At 65.5% G+C, this 15,095-nt stretch carries 17 protein-coding genes; 5 read left to right on the top strand and 12 right to left on the bottom strand.

What is annotated here, in order from left to right; all coding sequences use genetic code 11:
* Positions 1–68: 68 nt before the first annotated feature.
* The gene (locus CGX12_RS03850; RefSeq protein WP_217898115.1) at positions 69–1,955 is read left to right on the top strand and encodes a methyl-accepting chemotaxis protein; all 1,887 of its coding nucleotides are present in this window, start codon (positions 69–71) and stop codon (positions 1,953–1,955) included.
* Positions 1,956–2,080: 125 nt separating this feature from the next.
* Positions 2,081–2,965 (top strand): DMT family transporter, encoded by an 885-nt coding sequence (locus CGX12_RS03855; RefSeq protein ID WP_254918199.1) that lies wholly within the window; start codon positions 2,081–2,083, stop codon positions 2,963–2,965.
* Positions 2,966–3,139: 174 nt separating this feature from the next.
* Here the strand turns inward: CGX12_RS03855 and CGX12_RS03860 are convergent, their stop codons facing one another.
* The 12 genes from CGX12_RS03860 to glyA all read right to left on the bottom strand — a co-directional run bounded on the left by CGX12_RS03860 (position 3,140) and on the right by glyA (position 13,392).
* Entirely contained in the window at positions 3,140–3,487 is a 348-nt protein-coding gene (locus CGX12_RS03860; protein WP_094038584.1) for a HopJ type III effector protein, read from the bottom strand.
* A 23-nt stretch (positions 3,488–3,510) separates the two neighbouring features.
* Complete coding sequence (locus CGX12_RS03865) at positions 3,511–4,170, bottom strand: alpha/beta hydrolase (protein ID WP_094038585.1); 660 nt, start codon at positions 4,168–4,170, stop codon at positions 3,511–3,513.
* A gap of 3 nt (positions 4,171–4,173) precedes the next feature.
* Positions 4,174–4,713 carry a HutD/Ves family protein gene (locus tag CGX12_RS03870; protein ID WP_094038586.1) on the bottom strand — a complete coding sequence of 180 codons (540 nt, stop codon included), beginning with the start codon at positions 4,711–4,713 and terminating at the stop codon, positions 4,174–4,176.
* Positions 4,714–4,748: 35 nt separating this feature from the next.
* Entirely contained in the window at positions 4,749–5,537 is a 789-nt protein-coding gene (gene siaD / locus CGX12_RS03875; RefSeq protein ID WP_094038587.1) for a biofilm regulation diguanylate cyclase SiaD, read from the bottom strand.
* Positions 5,530–5,907, bottom strand: coding sequence for a biofilm regulation phosphoprotein SiaC (gene siaC, locus CGX12_RS03880; RefSeq protein ID WP_094038588.1), 378 nt, complete (start codon positions 5,905–5,907; stop codon positions 5,530–5,532). The genes siaD and siaC overlap by 8 nt, the downstream gene beginning before the upstream one ends.
* Before the next feature lie 20 nt (positions 5,908–5,927).
* On the bottom strand, positions 5,928–6,470 hold the full coding sequence (siaB, locus tag CGX12_RS03885; protein WP_094038589.1) for a biofilm regulation protein kinase SiaB: 543 nt from the start codon (positions 6,468–6,470) through the stop codon (positions 5,928–5,930).
* Between the two features lie 13 nt (positions 6,471–6,483).
* Positions 6,484–8,487, bottom strand: a complete 2,004-nt coding sequence (gene siaA / locus CGX12_RS03890; RefSeq protein WP_094038590.1) for a biofilm regulation protein phosphatase SiaA — start codon at positions 8,485–8,487, stop codon at positions 6,484–6,486.
* 131 nt (positions 8,488–8,618) lie between these two features.
* Complete coding sequence (gene ribBA / locus CGX12_RS03895; protein ID WP_094038591.1) at positions 8,619–9,728, bottom strand: bifunctional 3,4-dihydroxy-2-butanone-4-phosphate synthase/GTP cyclohydrolase II; 1,110 nt, start codon at positions 9,726–9,728, stop codon at positions 8,619–8,621.
* Positions 9,729–9,741: 13 nt separating this feature from the next.
* The gene (locus CGX12_RS03900) at positions 9,742–10,395 is read right to left on the bottom strand and encodes a riboflavin synthase (RefSeq protein ID WP_094038592.1); all 654 of its coding nucleotides are present in this window, start codon (positions 10,393–10,395) and stop codon (positions 9,742–9,744) included.
* Positions 10,395–11,510, bottom strand: coding sequence for a bifunctional diaminohydroxyphosphoribosylaminopyrimidine deaminase/5-amino-6-(5-phosphoribosylamino)uracil reductase RibD (gene ribD, locus CGX12_RS03905; RefSeq protein WP_094038593.1), 1,116 nt, complete (start codon positions 11,508–11,510; stop codon positions 10,395–10,397). The genes CGX12_RS03900 and ribD overlap by 1 nt, the downstream gene beginning before the upstream one ends.
* Entirely contained in the window at positions 11,511–11,960 is a 450-nt protein-coding gene (gene nrdR / locus CGX12_RS03910; protein WP_094038594.1) for a transcriptional regulator NrdR, read from the bottom strand.
* Between the two features lie 178 nt (positions 11,961–12,138).
* Complete coding sequence (gene glyA, locus CGX12_RS03915; RefSeq protein ID WP_094038595.1) at positions 12,139–13,392, bottom strand: serine hydroxymethyltransferase; 1,254 nt, start codon at positions 13,390–13,392, stop codon at positions 12,139–12,141.
* A gap of 288 nt (positions 13,393–13,680) precedes the next feature.
* On the opposite strand from glyA, the gene CGX12_RS03920 reads away from it, so the two are divergent.
* The 3 genes from CGX12_RS03920 to CGX12_RS03930 are packed head-to-tail and all read left to right on the top strand — an operon-like array spanning position 13,681 to position 15,076.
* Positions 13,681–14,298, top strand: coding sequence for a molecular chaperone TorD family protein (locus CGX12_RS03920; protein WP_254918201.1), 618 nt, complete (start codon positions 13,681–13,683; stop codon positions 14,296–14,298).
* Positions 14,298–14,648 carry a DUF2956 family protein gene (locus CGX12_RS03925; protein WP_094038597.1) on the top strand — a complete coding sequence of 117 codons (351 nt, stop codon included), beginning with the start codon at positions 14,298–14,300 and terminating at the stop codon, positions 14,646–14,648. The genes CGX12_RS03920 and CGX12_RS03925 overlap by 1 nt, the downstream gene beginning before the upstream one ends.
* Positions 14,648–15,076: a YqaA family protein gene (locus tag CGX12_RS03930; protein WP_198401801.1), complete on the top strand. Its 429-nt coding sequence runs from the start codon at positions 14,648–14,650 to the stop codon at positions 15,074–15,076. Before CGX12_RS03925 ends, CGX12_RS03930 begins: the two co-directional genes overlap by 1 nt.
* The last annotated feature ends 19 nt before the right edge of the window (positions 15,077–15,095 follow it).

The raw sequence follows: 15,095 nt of genomic DNA on the forward strand, positions 1-15,095 counted from the left end.
ACAGTGTTGTCCCCGCGCCGGTCACCCACGCACACAGACTCCCTCCACCCCCTGACAGGAACCGGTTGATGCTCCACCTGACGCTGAAACAGAAACTATCCCTTTCCGCCAGCCTCGCCATTGCCCTGGGCGGCGTGGTGGTCACCACCTTGTCGTTCATCGCCTCGCTGAACCGGCTCGATGAGGAACTGAACGAGCGCCTGTTCAGTGTGACCCATGCCTACAATCAGTACGTAACCGACTGGCTGGTCTCGCGGGAGGCGGCCCTGGCCGCCTTTCCCGACAACGTGGATGAACAGCATCTGGTGACGCACCTGCGCCAGGTGAAAGACTCGGGCCGTTTCGACAATGTCTTTGTCGCCTTCGGCGACGGCTCACAGCAGAATGCCAATAGGGTGGTACTGCCGCCGGATAACAATGATCCCCGGCGCTGGGGCTGGTACCAGAACGCCCTGAAAGCCCCCGAACGGGTCTTTATGGATAACCCGACCGTGGCGGCTGCCACCGGCGCCAATGTGGTGTCGCTCGGTCTGGTCGCCCGGCTGGGGCAACAACGGGTGGTACTGGGTGCCGATGTGGACATCGAGGATCTGCTGCAGCAACTGCGCCAGGTCAGGCTGCCCGGCAGCGGCCATATGCTGCTCACCACCGATCAGGGCATCATCTTCGCCGATCAGGACACCCGCCTGCTCAACCGGCCGATCGCTGACAAGAGCCCCGAACTGACCCCGGAACTGGTCAAGCGGCTGGGCAACAGCGGCGGTCTCAGCCGCCTCAGCCTGAACAGCAGCCCTCACTACCTCTACGTCGCCCCCATTGATGGCAGCCATTTGAGCACCCTGGTGTTCATCGATCGGGGCAGCGTGCTGGCCCCGCTCTACCGGACCCTGTGGGAACAGGCGCTGGCAACACTCGCGGTGCTGGCCTTATGCGTGCTAGCCTTCAACCTGCTGTGCAACCGGCTGTTCCGGCCGCTGCAACAGGTATCCGGAGCCTTGACCCTGATCGCCGACGGCGGCGGGGATCTGACCCGGCGGATAAGGCTGGACAGCAAGGATGAAGTCGGCACCCTGGCCCTGAGCTTCAACCAGTTTGTCGGCAGCCTGGCCGAGTTGATCAGTCACATACGCCAGCAGGCACGGGAGCTGGGCGACAGCGCCCGCCAGGGTGAACAGCAGGCGGATCTCACCGCGGCCGAGCTGAACCGGCAGCAGCAGGAAATCACCCTGGTCGCCACCGCCATCACCGAAATGGCCTCCGCCACCCAGGAGATCGCCCGCCATGCCGAACAGGCCGCCCAGGCCGCTCTCAGTGCCTCGGGCAGTACCGAGCAGGGCCGCGACCTGGTGCTGCAAAGCCGGCACTCCATCAACCATCTGGCCGGAGAAATCGTGCAGGCTTCCGCCGTGATCCAGGAGCTGAACCGCCATGCCCAGGACATCAACTCCATCCTGGCCACCATCCAGGGCATTGCCGAGCAGACCAATCTGCTGGCACTGAACGCCGCCATAGAGGCGGCGCGGGCCGGTGCCCAGGGCCGGGGTTTTGCCGTGGTAGCGGATGAAGTCCGGGTGCTGTCGCAACGAACCCATACCTCCACCGGAGAAATCCAGACGATGATCGCCAACTTGCAGCAGACCACCGGCAAGGCGGTGGCACTGATGGAACAGAGCGCCCGGCTGGCCCAGGGTACCGTGACCGATGCCGACCAGGCTGCCTTGGCCCTGGACCATATCTACCGGGACGTGACCCGGATCTGCGACATGGCTGCCCAGATCGCCACCGCCGCCGAGGAGCAAAGCCAGGTCAGCGGGGACATCACCCGCAACACCACCAGCATCAAGGATGTGACCGATCGGCTGGCCGAAGACACCAACCGTTCGCGCCGGCAGGCCAATCTGCTGAGCGAGCAGGCGGCGGAGCTGAACTGCAAGGTCGCGACCTTTACAGTGTGAAAACCCGGCCCGATGGCATAGAGTAGTGAGTACTCAAACGCATTCACTGCCGGTCCGCATGCCCCCTTTCCACCTGCCGCACAGAGGGGGCGCCAGCCTTGCCGGTGCTTTCAGATGAGGTCCTGATGATGCTGCCGGAACGGCGAGGCGATCTGTTCATTCTCACGGCCACCCTGCTGGCCTCCGCCGGCTGGCTGTTTTCCAAGGAAGCCCTCAACGGCCTGCCGCCCGCCGGCTTCGTCGGCTGGCGCTTCCTGCTCGCCGCCCTGCTGCTGCTGCCCTTCTGCTGGCGGCAGTTGCTGGCCATTCCCGCCGCCAACCTGCTCAAGGCCGGCGCCGTCGGCACCATCATGGGCATGAACCTGCTGTTCTGGATACTGGCGGTGTCCCACAGCGAGGGCATCGGCGAGGGAGCCTTTATCATGAGCCTGTCGATGCTGATGGTACCGCTGGTGGCCTGGCTGCTGTTCAAGGAGCGGCCCAACCGCGCCTTCTGGACCGCCCTGCCCATCGCCGTCTCGGGCCTGTTCCTGCTCACCATGGGCAGCGGCCTCAGCCTGTCCCTCGGCCAGTTGCTGTTCCTGCTGGCGTCGCTGTCGATGGCGCTCTATTTCAACCTCAACAGCCGCTTTGCCCGCCGTATTCCGCCGGTGGCCCTGACCTTTCTGCACCTGGCGGTGACCGGGGTGATGAACCTGCTCTACTCCGCGCTGTTCGAGCTGTGGCCGGAGCGGATACCGTCCCAGACCTGGGGCTGGTTCGCCGCCAGCGTGCTGCTGGCGACCTCGCTGCGCTTCGCCTGCCAGACCATGGGCCAGAAGTTCAGCAACGTGGCCAATGCCGCCATCATCATGATGCTGGAGCCGGTGTGGACGGTATTGATCAGCGTGTTCTGGTATCTGGAGCCGATGCCGCCCCAGAAAATCGCAGGCTGCGTGCTGATCCTGCTGGCCCTGCTCAGCTACCGCAGCCGCAACCTGCTGGCCTGGTACCGCACCAGGTGGAAGTGAACAGGCGCCCGCTGCAGGGTCGAATTTATTCGGCCCAAACCACTGGAGCCTGTGGTGGAAGGTCCACTGAAGTGGACCCTACGGCAGGCTCCGGTGCATCCTGTAGGGTCGAATTTATTCGACCAGAAGCAGCTCCGGGTATTCGGACGGTCGATTGAAACCGACCCTTGGGCCTTACGCCTTGGGAGCCAGCGGCTGAGCCGCGAACTCGATGCCGAGCCAGCCGGTTTTGATAAAGTTGCGGATATTCTGGTGGTCCCGGCCCTCGGGGTTGCCAAGCACGTCGTCACGGTAGAAGGCGCCGAAGCAGGCCAGGGTTTCTTCCTCGCTGAAGCCTTGCAGGCGGGCGAAGGCGAACAGCTTGCAGGAGCCGTTGTTCTGCCCCGCCGGGTTCTCCTGATCGCCGTTGGTAAAGGCGGTGGGAGTGAAGTCATAGAGGCTGTCGACCAGGGCGATCACCTCGGCGAATTCGATTGTTTCGGGGGCCTGCTCGAGCTTTTGCTGCAATTCGTTGATGTTCATTTGCTTACCTTGGTTATTGCGGATTAGGCCGGCGCCAGGGCACGGCACAGAAAACGGGAAATATCCCGGATCTCGGCGGCACAGACGCTGTGCTCCATGGGGTAGCTGTGGTATTCGGGCAGGAGGCCGAGCCGCTCCAGCTCCCGGCAGGCCTTCTGCCCCAGCAGCTCGGGCACCACCGGATCCCGGCTGCCATGCAGTACCTGCACCGGCAGTTGCCGGTTGGCGTCATTGAGTTCCAGGCTGGCGGCGGTCGCGAGATAGGTGGACATGGCGACCAGGCCACCCAGGGGCCGGTCGAAGCCGAGCGCCGCCTCGTAGGCCACGGCGCCGCCCTGGGAAAACCCGGCCAGCACGATGCGGCGGCTGTCGATGCCCTGCCCGATTTGTTGCTCAATCAAGGCCTGCACCGCCCGGGCCGAGGCCCGCAGCTGGGTCTCGTCCACCTTGCGCTCTATCTCCAGCGACAGGATATCGTACCAGGCCGGCATCACGAAGCCGCCGTTGACGGTGACCGGAATGGCCGGCGCATGGGGAAAGAGAAAACGCACCCGCAGCTCGGGTGGCAGCCCCAGCTCGGGCACTATGGGGGCGAAATCGTGGCCATCGGCGCCCAGGCCGTGCAGCCAGATCACGCAGGCATCGGGCTCAGGCCCGGTCTCTCGTTCGATATAGGGCAGCATGGTTCAGGCTCCGTCAAGGGGATAAAGGGTGATTTCCACCAGCACCTCGGCCTGCTCCCCGGCCGCCAACGCCAGGGCTTCCCCCGACGCCAGCACCCAGAGCTCGGGCACGTCGGCATGCCGGTACAGCAGGCGGGCCCGGGGGTGCTCGCTGCGGTAGCGCTGGCCGGGCGCCAGACGGTGAACCGCCGTTTCGGCCCGGCCCCAGTGGCGGGCGGCCATCACATTGAAGTCCAGGCAGGCACCGCCCAGCAGCCGGCAGTCCACCGCCGTCTCGCCGTTGAAGTGCAGGGGGACAAAGGGTTCCGTCATCCGCCGCCGTTCGCCGGCCATCTCCAGTTCGAAACCGTCGCCGTCCACCAGCATCAGAGTGCGATCGATGCCGGGAAAGAAGGAAAAGGGGCCGCTCTGCCCCACCCGGGCCATGGAGACCCGCAGTTCAAGATCGCCCTCGACGGGTTGCCGGTACAGTTCCCGGGTGGTGCCGCCGCCGTTTTTCCAGGGCATGTCGACGAAGTCCGCCGGCCCCAACAAGGTTGCCATTTGTCTCTTTCCGAATTGAAGTTTGCCTGTCCCGCTCAGGGGACGGCCACCTGCAGCCGGTCCCGGCCGCTGCGCTTGGCCCGGATCAGCTCGCCGTCGGCCCGGTTGATGGTCCTGTCCAGCGCTTCATGGGGCTGATAGGCGGTGAGCCCCACGCTCACGCTGAGCAGCAGTTGCTCGTCGATGTCCGCCAGCCGCAGGCCGCGCACCGCTTCCATGATCCGCTCGACCAGTTGCCGGGCCTGCTCGAGGCGGGTATCCGGCAACAGCAGCATGAATTCCTCGCCGCCCCAGCGGGCACAGAGATCGTAACCGCGCAGCTGGCCACCGATGGCCTGGGCCAGCAGGCAGAGCACCCGGTCGCCCACGTCGTGACCGAAGGCATCGTTGATGCGCTTGAAATGATCCACGTCCAGCATCGCCAGGCAGAACGGGGCACTACCGCGCCGGCAGCGTTCCTGCTCCTCTCCCAGCCGCTCCATCAGCAACCGGCGGTTGGCCAGGCCGGTGAGGGGATCGCGCAGGGCAGCCTGCTTGAGCCGGTCGTTGAGTTCGAGCAGGCTGCGCTGGTAGCGATCGGAAATGCGGGTGATCTTCTCCAGCCGGCGCAGTTGCCTGTCGTACTGCTGCAACAGATCCTCGGTCTGGGAGCGGGCCAGATCATAGCTGCAGTCGGAGATGCGCAGCAGCCGCTCCAGCCGGAGGCGATGCTCCCTGTCCCGCTCCAGCAGCACCTTCAATACCGGCAGCAGGGGGTTGTCCCTGTGCTCCGGGGCGCTCAGCAGCCGTTCCAGCTCGGCGTCGTCGGGCAGCCGGCTAGTCATGGGGCAGGATATCGAAGGGGAAGCTGCAGTCTTCCCTGAACTCCTCGGCCAGCTCCACCACCCGTTCGTTGTCCGGATCGTAGAACCACTGCACCAGCACCTGCCGGCCCTGCCCGAAGGCCGCCTCCAGCAGGTCGAAGATGTCCATCATGGCCTTGACGCTGCTGGTGTTCATGTAGATGAGCCTAAGCTCCAGGCGCAGCGGGCGCTCGGCCTGTGCCAGAAACTGTTCCACCCATTCGATCACCTCGTTGAAGAACTCGAAGGAGTTTTCGGGATAGGAGTCGCCGCTCATGGCGACCACGCCGGTATCCGGGTTGCAGAGAATGTCCGGGGTGGATCGGGTTCCTGTGATATTCAACGACTTCATAGCTAATTCCGGGTTCACGCTCATATTACCGCCAATAAACTGAAAAACCCCCGGCCTTCGCCGGTGTCCACCAGCTTGGCCGTCATCGGCCGGGAAGACTTCCTGGCCACGTCCAGCAGGCCCAGACCGGCACCGGTGCCGCTGTCTTCCGCCCTCGGCTGGCGCAGCTGGGTCTTGTAGGCCGCCTTCAGCGCCGCCTTGTCCATGCCGGCCAGCTGTTCGATACGCCGGCACAGGGCCTGGCCATCGGCCAGCTCGACCCGGTTGCCCGCCAGCACCATATAGTGGCCGTCCTCTCCCCGCGCCACCACCACGGTGGCGGAGCCGTCGCGCTCGCTGTAGCCCATGCGGCCGGCGTAATGGCGGATGTTCTGGGTCAGTTCGATATAAACCCCGAACACGTCCATGGCCGCGGCGGGCAGGGCATTCTCCGCCTGCAGGTAGTTGCGCAGGGCATTGCCGATTTCCTCGATAAGACTACGGGAAATGGGACCGTTGAAACAGAGCAGTATCTGGTTTTCGTTGAATTGCTCCCGGATCGAAAGCAGGTCTATGGCTGGCATCGGAATCCCTCGTTCAGCATGCGTCGATTTTAAAGGCGAGCAGGGTAATGTCGTCCCGCTGCGGATGGCTGCCCCTGTAGTCGTCCAGCGCCTGGCGCAGCGCCTCGGCCTGCTCCGCCAGGGGCAGCCGGGAATGGGTACGCAGCAACTCCCGGAAGCGGCTGCCGCCCAGGCCAAAGCCCTTGGTGCCGCCGGCCTGATCCAGGTAGCCATCGGTGGCCAGGTAGTAGATATGGTCGGCACTCAGGGGAATGCGGCTGTCCTCGAAGCGGGCATCGCGCCTGTCCAGCAGGGTCCGCCGGCTGCCCTTGCATTCCTCCACCCGCTCGCCGTCGCTGTAATAGAGCGACATCTTGGCGCCGGCGAACACCAGTTGGCCCGCGCCCGGATCCACGCAGGCCAGGCCCACGTCCATGTTGGTGGCCAGGCCCCGCGGCAGATCGCAGTCCTGCAGCATGCCGCGCAGGGTCGCATCCGCCAGCGTCAGCACGGCCGCCGGTGACGCCATGCCCCGCTCGCGGATGGCGTGATCCAGCGCCGCCCGGGCCAGCATGGTCATCAGCGCGCCCGGCACCCCGTGGCCGGCGCAGTCGACCACGCCCACCAGGAAGCGTCCCTCCTCGCCGGGATGGAACAGGTAGAAGTCGCCGCCCACCACGTCCCGCGGGTGCCAGAGCACGAAGTGGTGCTCGCCCAGCACCTGGGTCAGTTGTTGATCCGGCAGTATGGCGCGCTGGATCAGGCTGGCGTAGTCGATGGAGTCGTTGATCTGCTGGTGGGCCTGGCGCATCCGGCGGTTGGCCTCTTCCAGCTCGCGGGTACGGTGTTGCACCTTCTGCTCCAGCTCCCGGGTGTGGCTGCGCACCTTGTCGGCCATCACCCCGAAGGCTTGGCTGAGATCGCCGATTTCATCCCCCGAGGGCGGCGGCAGGGAGACATCATAACGGCCCTGGGCGATGGCGGTGGCCGAGCCCTGCAGCCGGCGCAGGGGCCTGAGCATGATCCTGTCCACCGCGTAGACCAGGGCCAGCAGCAGCACCGCCAGCATGACGACAAAGGCCGCGAGGGCGCTGTTGACGAAGCCGGCCTCCAGCACCTGGGCCGCGTTCATGTCCACCGCGGTCACCAGGTACCAGTCCAGCTCGGGAATGAAGCTCACCGCCAGCAGCTGGCGCCGTCCGTCCAGGCTGAACCAGCCGGTACCGACGGTGTCGGGGGCCGACGCGGCCTCGCGCATCAGTTGGCCCAGGCGTTCGCCCTCGGCCGTTGAACCGAGCAGTTCGGGCAGGGTGCGCTGTTCACCGCGGATGCCGGCGGCCGACCCCAGGGCGATCAGCGCAGGGTCCGGATGAGCCTGGAAGGCGCCCCGCTCGTCGATGATCATGGGCGTCACCCCCAGCTCGTCGGTGGCGATGAACTCCTGGATAAAGCGGGTCAGATCGATGCCGGTACCGGCCAGGCCGAGGGGACGCCCCTCCTCCTCCACCAGCACGTTCAGCCACACCCGGGTGGTGCCGAGGCGGCTGTCGCGGTTGACGTTGATATTGAGCTTGTCGCCGCTGGCCAGGATATTGAAAAACCATTGGTCGTCGGCGCTGTCGGGGTCGAGCCGGTACTGGGGGGCGCCGGTAAAGGGCTTGTCCGGCTCCCGGTAGTAGTAGTCGCGGCTGCCGGCGCTGATCAGGAAGTAGGAATGACTGCTGAAATCAGCGGCGAAGCCTTCGGCTTCACGGAACAGCAGGGCCTTGCCGGCCTCGTCCGCCTCGTCCCGCAACCATTGGCGGGTCAGCACCGAGTCGGCGAAACGCCGGGCCAGGGCCAGATCCCGGGACAGGGGCACCAGCAGGTTCTGCCGGTTGAGCTGGGTGAAATTGCGGGCATAGGCCTGGCCGAAATGCTCCTGCACCGAGGCCAGCATCCGCCAGCCGATGCCGCCGGCCGGGACGAAGGCGAGCAGGCAGGCAATCAACAACGCGAGCACGGACTTTGCCCTGAGTCCCCGACCCCAGATGGCCATAGGCTCTCCTGTTACCTTGATTGGCTGTTCCTTTGGTGAGGCGGCCATTGTTGCCCCATCCGGACCAAAACTCAATCGGCGCCGAATAAAAAGCCCGCTCGGAAGCGGGCTTCGTGATCGGGGGCCGGCCATCAGTCGGTGATGTAGTCCACCACTTCCAGGCCGAAGCCGGACAGGGCATGGTAGCGCTTGGGCGAACTCAGCAGCCGCATCTTGCCCACACCCATGGCACGCAGGATTTGCGAGCCCACCCCCACCCGGCGGGAGGTGCCCTGCCACTTGGCGCCCTCGGGCCGCTCGCCCCGGTCCACCGCCTCGAAGGTGCGCACCAGGGACAGCAGGTGATCCGGGGTTTCCTCCTTGCCGAGGATCACCAGCACGCCGCCTTCCTCGGCGATGCGGGCCATGGACTTGGTCAGCGGCCAGGTGCGGGCGGCGTGGCGGTCGGTCATCAGCACGTCGGTCAGCACGTCGTGGATATGCACCCGCACCAGGGTCGGCTGCTCGGCCTGGATCTCGCCCTTCTTCAGGGCGAAGTGCACCTGGTTGTCGATGGTGTCGCGGAAGGTAACCAGTTCGAAGTCGCCGTATTCGGTGGGCAGATGGCAGCGGGCCACCTGCTCGATGGTGGTCTCGTTCTGGTTGCGGTATTCGATCAGATCGGCGATGGTGCCGAGCTTGATGCCATGCTGTTCGGCGAACTTCTCCAGATCCGGGCGCCGGGCCATGGTGCCGTCTTCGTTCAGGATCTCGACGATCACCGCCGCCGGCTCCAGTCCCGCCAGCCGCGCCAGGTCGCAGCCCGCTTCGGTGTGGCCGGCGCGGGTCAGCACGCCGCCGTTCTGGGCCTTGAGCGGGAAGATATGGCCCGGCTGCACCAGATCCGCCGCCTTGGCATCCCTGGCCACCGCCGCCTGCACGGTGCGGGCCCGGTCGGCGGCAGAAATGCCGGTGGTAACGCCTTCGGCGGCCTCGATGGACACGGTGAAGGCGGTGGAGAACTGCTCGGTGTTGCGGCTGACCATCAGCGGCAGATCCAGCTGGCGGCAACGGGCCTCGGTCAGGGTCAGGCAAATCAGCCCCCGGCCGTATTTGGCCATGAAGTTGATGTCTTCCGGCCGCACATGCTCGGCGGCCATGATCAGGTCGCCCTCGTTTTCCCGGTCCTCGTCATCCATCAGGATGACCATTTTGCCCTGACGAAGATCGTCGATGATTTCCTGGGTACTGCTTAAGGCCATGGTGTTCTCCTTGTTATTTCACGAATCCGCTGGCGGCCAGGGTCGCCAGCGTCAGTCCGCCCTGTGGTGATGCGGGCGCACCGCTCAGCAGGCGCTCCAGATAACGGGCTATGATATCCACCTCCAGGTTGACCGACCGGCCCGGTTGCCAGTCGTCCAGGGTGGTTTCTTGTAATGTATGGGGTACCAGGGTCAGTTTAAAGGCCGCCCCGGCCACCGCGTTCACCGTCAGGCTGATGCCGTCGACGGTAATGGAGCCTTTTTCGGCGATATAGCGGGCCAGCTCCCCGGGCGCCTCCACCCACAGCTCCAGGCTGCTGCCGAGCCGGGCGCGGCTTTTCACCCGCCCCACCCCGTCCACATGGCCGGAGACGATATGGCCGCCCAGCCGGCTGGTGGGCAGCAGCGCCTTCTCCAGGTTGACCCTCTGCCCCGCCTGGTAATCGGCGAAGCCGGTGCGGGCGATGGTTTCGCCGGACACGTCGGCACAGTAGTAGTCCTTGCCCAGTTCGGTGACGGTGAGGCAGACGCCGTTGGTGGCGATGGAGTCGCCCAATTTGACGTCGGACAGGTCCAGCCCGGGACAGTGGATCCTGATCACCGACTCCTTGCCCTGACGGCGGATGGCCGCAAGCAGGCCCGTGGCTTCAACGATACCGGTAAACATCAGTTTATTACCCTTGCAGTCAGTTTAAGATCACCACCCACCCGGCGGCAGTCGCGCCATTCGAGCCGGGGCACGGCATCCATGGCGGTCAGCTCCGGCAGCTCGAACAGGCCGCGGGCGCCGCTGCCCATCAGCTTGGGCGCCTGGTAGAGTACCAACTCGTCCACCAGCCCCTGGCCGAGCAGGGCGCCGCACAAGGTAGCCCCCGCCTCCACCCACAGTTGGTTCAGCTGGCGCCGGCCCAGTTCGTCGAGCAGCAGCGGCAGGTCGAGTTTGCCGTTGTCGGCGAGCGGCAAGACGCATTCTTCCACCTGGGGGCCGAAGCCGCCGCTCACCCGGCCGCGCAGCAGCAATACGGGGCCGGGCACGGCGAACAGCCTCAGCCCCGGATGCAGCCGGTTGCGGCTGTCGATCAGGATGCGCAGCGGCTGGCGCAGCCCGGCCTCGGGGTACTGCTCCCGCACCGAGGCGGGCAGCTCATGCCAGCGCACGTTGAGGGCGGCGTCGTCGGCCAGCACGGTGTCGGCCCCGGACAGCACGGCGCAGCTCAGGGCCCGGTGGCGCTGTACGTCCCGCCTGGCCTCGGAGCCGGTGATCCATTTGCTCTCGCCGTTGGCCAACGCGGTACGGCCATCGAGGCTGGCAGCCAGCTTGACGGTCACGAAGGGCCGGCCGGTGCGCATGCGGTGCAGAAAGCCGACGTTGACCGCCTCCGCCGCCGCCGTCATCAGGCCGGCCTCGGCCCGGATGCCCGCCGCCTGCAGCATGGCCAGTCCCCGCCCGGCGACCCGGGGGTTGGGATCCACCATGGCCGCCACCACCCGGGCCACTCCGGCGTCGATCAGGCCCTGGGCACAGGGCGGGGTGCGGCCGTGGTGGGAGCAGGGCTCCAGGGTGACGTAGGCGGTGGCGCCCCGGGCACGGGAGCCGGCCTGGCGCAGGGCGAACACCTCGGCGTGGGGTTCGCCGGCTTTTTGGTGATGGCCCTCGCCGACCAGTTCGCCTTCATGGACGATAACGCAGCCCACCGCCGGATTGGGGCTGGTGGTAAAGCGGCCGCGACCGGCCAGGGTTAGCGCCCTGGCCATCCAGGACGCATCTTCTTTGCTGAACACTTATTGCTCCAGACGGGCTATTTCCTCGCCGAATTGGCGCAGATCCTCGAAACAGCGGTAAACGGAGGCGAAGCGGATATAGGCAACCTTGTCGAGCTGCTTGAGCTCTTCCATCACCAGGTTGCCGATAAGCTCTGACTTGACTTCCCGCTCGCCGGTGGCGCGCAGCTGGGACTTGATGCGGCTGATGGCCTGCTCGATGGCCTCGGTGCTGACCGGCCGTTTTTCCAGCGCCCGCTGCATGCCGGCTTCCAGCTTGTCTTCGTTGAAGGGCTCGCGAATGCCGGTGGTCTTGATCACGCGGGGCATCACCAGCTCGGCGGTCTCGAAGGTGGTAAACCGCTCCCTGCAGGCATTGCATTCCCGCCGCCGGCGTACCTGCAGGCCGTCCCCCACCAGACGGGAGTCGATGACCTTGGTTTCGGTTGCGTTACAGAAGGGGCAGTGCATGGTGCCTCCGCGGAGCCGGCGATGGCCCTAGTGTAAAGAAGCGGGTTGGAGATTGCCAGTGGGACGGGGACTGGGGATTAGGGACTCGGGATTAACCAGTCCCCAATCCCCAGTCCCTAATCCCGGCCCTAACAAAACGGGGTCCGAAGACCCCGTTTGATATTGCCGTCAACGACAATCAGGCATAGACCGGGAAGCGGCGGCAGATATCCAGTACCTGCTCCTTCACCCGGGCGATGGTGGCGTCGTCGTTGATGTTGTCGAGCACGTCGCAGATCCAGTTGGCCAGCTCGCGCACCTCGGCTTCCTTGAAGCCGCGGCGGGTCACCGCCGGGGTACCGATACGGATGCCGGACGTCACGAACGGAGAGCGCGGATCGTTGGGCACGGCGTTCTTGTTCACGGTGATGAAGGCGCGGCCCAGGGCGGCGTCGGCTTCCTTACCGGTGATGTCCTTGTCGATCAGGTCGAGCAGGAACAGGTGGTTGTGGGTACCGCCGGACACCACCTTGTAGCCGCGCTTCTGGAACTCGTCGGCCATGGCCTGGGCGTTCTTCAGCACCTGGCCCTGGTACTCCTTGAACTCGGGCTCCATGGCTTCCTTGAAGGCCACCGCCTTGGCGGCGATGATATGCATCAGGGGACCGCCCTGGCCGCCGGGGAAGACGGCGGAGTTCAGCTTCTTCTCCAGCTCTTCGTCGTTGGAGGCGGACAGGATCAGGCCGCCACGGGGACCGGCCAGGGTCTTGTGGGTGGTGGAAGTCACCACGTGGGCGTGGGCGATCGGGCTCGGGTAGTGACCGGCGGCGATCAGGCCCGCCACGTGGGCCATGTCCACCATGAACCAGGCACCGACCTTGTCGGCGATTTCGCGCATGCGCGCCCAGTCGACCAGGCCGGAGAAGGCGGAGAAGCCACCGATGATCATCTTGGGCTTGTGCTCGACCGCCAGGCGCTCCATCTCTTCGTAATCCAGCACGCCCTGCTCGTTGATGCCGTAGGGGATGATGTTGTACATCTTGCCGGAGAAGTTGGCGGGAGAGCCGTGAGTCAGGTGGCCACCGTGAGCCAGGTTCATGCCCATGACGGTGTCGCCGGGCTTGACCAGGGCCATGAAGACGGCGGCGTTGGCCTGGGAGCCGGAGTGGGGCTGGACGTTGGCGTAGGTGGCGCCGAACAGCTGCTTGGCGCGCTCGATGGCCAGCTCTTCGGCGATGTCGACATACTCGCAGCCGCCGTAGAAACGCTTGCCCGGGTAGCCTTCGGCGTACTTGTTGGTCAGCTGGGAACCCTGCGCCTGCATCACCCGGGGGCTGGTGTAGTTTTCGGAAGCAATCAGCTCGATATGCTCTTCCTGACGCTGGGTTTCATCGCTGATGGCCTGCCACAGCTGGGGATCATAATCGGCGATATTCATGTCACGCTTTAACATCCGTTTCTCCTGACTCGTGCGGTTATCACTGTTGGGGCTAGAGTTTACCCCCAAGGCGCGGCCCGGCCTAGCCCCGGTGAGGAAGTTATCAACATTTTTTTATCTTTATGTTGAAAAGTTCACAAAAAGTTGAAGGGAGCATAACAAGCTCATCATGCTCCCGCTACCGGGCCACGGGCTGGATATAGCGCCCAAACCCGATAGAATAGGCGTTTTCGCCCGTGGCGACGGGATCCGCCGGCCGCGCCGGGCACCCAAACAAATGTTGAGGGGAATATGCAAGATTTCATGGTTACCTCGCACCGCCGAGCCGAACTCTATCACTGGTTTACCGCCCTCTTCGCCGCCCCCCTGGCCGACAGCGAGATCCGCGAGTTCAGCGGCTACGACATGCACGCCTTCCTGGACAGCCTGGCCACCCTGGATCCCCTGAAGGCCGCCACCGAGGCCTTTCGCCGGCAGGCCGAGCGGGTGGCCCGGCTGAAAAAACCCCATGCGGAACTGACTGAGCAGTACGGCCGGCTGTTCGGCCAACCCTCGCTGCTGGACACCTCGACCCTGGCGCCGCCGGAAGACGAAGCCCTGGTGCTGATGTCGGTGCTGCTCAAGCAGCATGGCACGCACCTGGACGATGACGATCCACTCAATGTCTGCAACCAGCTGGAAATGATGGGCACCCTGGCCCTGGCCGCCGCCGGTGCCGCCGAGCGGGGGGACGAGCCGGCACGCCGGGCCCTGCTCGACCAGCAGCGGGAGCTGGCCAACCAGCTGATCATCGGCTGGCTGCCCACCTTCGCGGCCGCCTGCCGGGAGCAGGACGAGTTCGGCTTCTATGCCGCCGCCGCCGAACTGCTGCAGGCCATGTTCAGCATGGATCTGCACTACCTCAACAACGTGGCCGACTGATGCGTTACCAAAAGAACAGGCCCGCCGAGGCCTCGCCCCAGACCCAGAGCGAGGCCGAGCGCATCGCCCGGGCCACCCAACGCCCGGGCCAGACCAAGGAGCAGACCCGGCTGATCGCCCAGGGCATCCAGAAGGGCATAGAGGAATACAAGAAGCAGCAGAAGGCGAAGGCCCGCGCCGCCGACAAGGCGCGCAAACAGCAGGCCCGCCGCCAGGATGAAGATGCGGCGGACGAGGCCTTGCCGCTGGACGAGGCGCAGGCCCCGTCATCCAGCGCCCTGCTGCCCTGGCTGCTGCTGGCGCTGAGCTGGCTCGGCTTCGGCCTCTATCTCTGGCTCATGCGCGGCTGATGGATTTTTTTATCGTCTTCGCCAGCAGCCTGCTGGCCGCCACCGTGGCCCCCTTCGCTTCCGAGGTGGTGCTGACGGCGGTGCTCAGCCGCCAGCCCGACGCCGCCGTGCTGCTCTGGGCCCTGGCCAGCGTGGGCAACACCCTGGGTTCGGTGGTCAACTGGTGGCTGGGCAAGTACCTGCTGCACTACCAGGACAGGCGCTGGTTTCCGGTCAAGCCGGTGCAGCTGGCCCGGGCCCAGCACTGGTTCAACCGCTTCGGGGTCTGGACCCTGCTGCTGGGCTGGCTGCCGGTGGTGGGCGATCCCCTCACCTTTATCGCCGGGGTGATGCGGGTGCGGCTGGCCCTGTTCGTGACCCTGGTGTTTATCGGCAAGGCCGGCCGCTACCTTACCGTGATCTGGTTCGCCGAGCGGTTGTTGCTGTAACCCGGGCAAGCGTCGCCCC

Source organism: Zobellella denitrificans (assembly GCF_002237365.1).
Taxonomy (GTDB): Bacteria; Pseudomonadota; Gammaproteobacteria; order Enterobacterales; family Aeromonadaceae; genus Oceanimonas; species Oceanimonas denitrificans.

Bases quoted from the DNA above. Each gene is read 5' to 3' on its own strand.
- CGX12_RS03855 (WP_254918199.1), top strand. From the start codon at position 2,081: ATGATGCTGCCGGAACGGCGAGGCGATCTGTTCATTCTCACGGCCACC.
- CGX12_RS03930 (WP_198401801.1), top strand. From the start codon at position 14,648: ATGGATTTTTTTATCGTCTTCGCCAGCAGCCTGCTGGCCGCCACCGTG.
- glyA (WP_094038595.1), bottom strand. From the start codon at position 13,392: ATGTTAAAGCGTGACATGAATATCGCCGATTATGATCCCCAGCTGTGG.
- nrdR (WP_094038594.1), bottom strand. From the start codon at position 11,960: ATGCACTGCCCCTTCTGTAACGCAACCGAAACCAAGGTCATCGACTCC.
- CGX12_RS03925 (WP_094038597.1), top strand. From the start codon at position 14,298: ATGCGTTACCAAAAGAACAGGCCCGCCGAGGCCTCGCCCCAGACCCAG.
- CGX12_RS03900 (WP_094038592.1), bottom strand. From the start codon at position 10,395: ATGTTTACCGGTATCGTTGAAGCCACGGGCCTGCTTGCGGCCATCCGC.
- CGX12_RS03860 (WP_094038584.1), bottom strand. From the start codon at position 3,487: ATGAACATCAACGAATTGCAGCAAAAGCTCGAGCAGGCCCCCGAAACA.
- CGX12_RS03850 (WP_217898115.1), top strand. From the start codon at position 69: ATGCTCCACCTGACGCTGAAACAGAAACTATCCCTTTCCGCCAGCCTC.
- siaA (WP_094038590.1), bottom strand. From the start codon at position 8,487: ATGGCCATCTGGGGTCGGGGACTCAGGGCAAAGTCCGTGCTCGCGTTG.
- siaB (WP_094038589.1), bottom strand. From the start codon at position 6,470: ATGCCAGCCATAGACCTGCTTTCGATCCGGGAGCAATTCAACGAAAAC.
- siaD (WP_094038587.1), bottom strand. From the start codon at position 5,537: ATGACTAGCCGGCTGCCCGACGACGCCGAGCTGGAACGGCTGCTGAGC.
- siaC (WP_094038588.1), bottom strand. From the start codon at position 5,907: ATGAAGTCGTTGAATATCACAGGAACCCGATCCACCCCGGACATTCTC.
- ribBA (WP_094038591.1), bottom strand. From the start codon at position 9,728: ATGGCCTTAAGCAGTACCCAGGAAATCATCGACGATCTTCGTCAGGGC.
- CGX12_RS03870 (WP_094038586.1), bottom strand. From the start codon at position 4,713: ATGGCAACCTTGTTGGGGCCGGCGGACTTCGTCGACATGCCCTGGAAA.
- CGX12_RS03865 (WP_094038585.1), bottom strand. From the start codon at position 4,170: ATGCTGCCCTATATCGAACGAGAGACCGGGCCTGAGCCCGATGCCTGC.
- CGX12_RS03920 (WP_254918201.1), top strand. From the start codon at position 13,681: ATGGTTACCTCGCACCGCCGAGCCGAACTCTATCACTGGTTTACCGCC.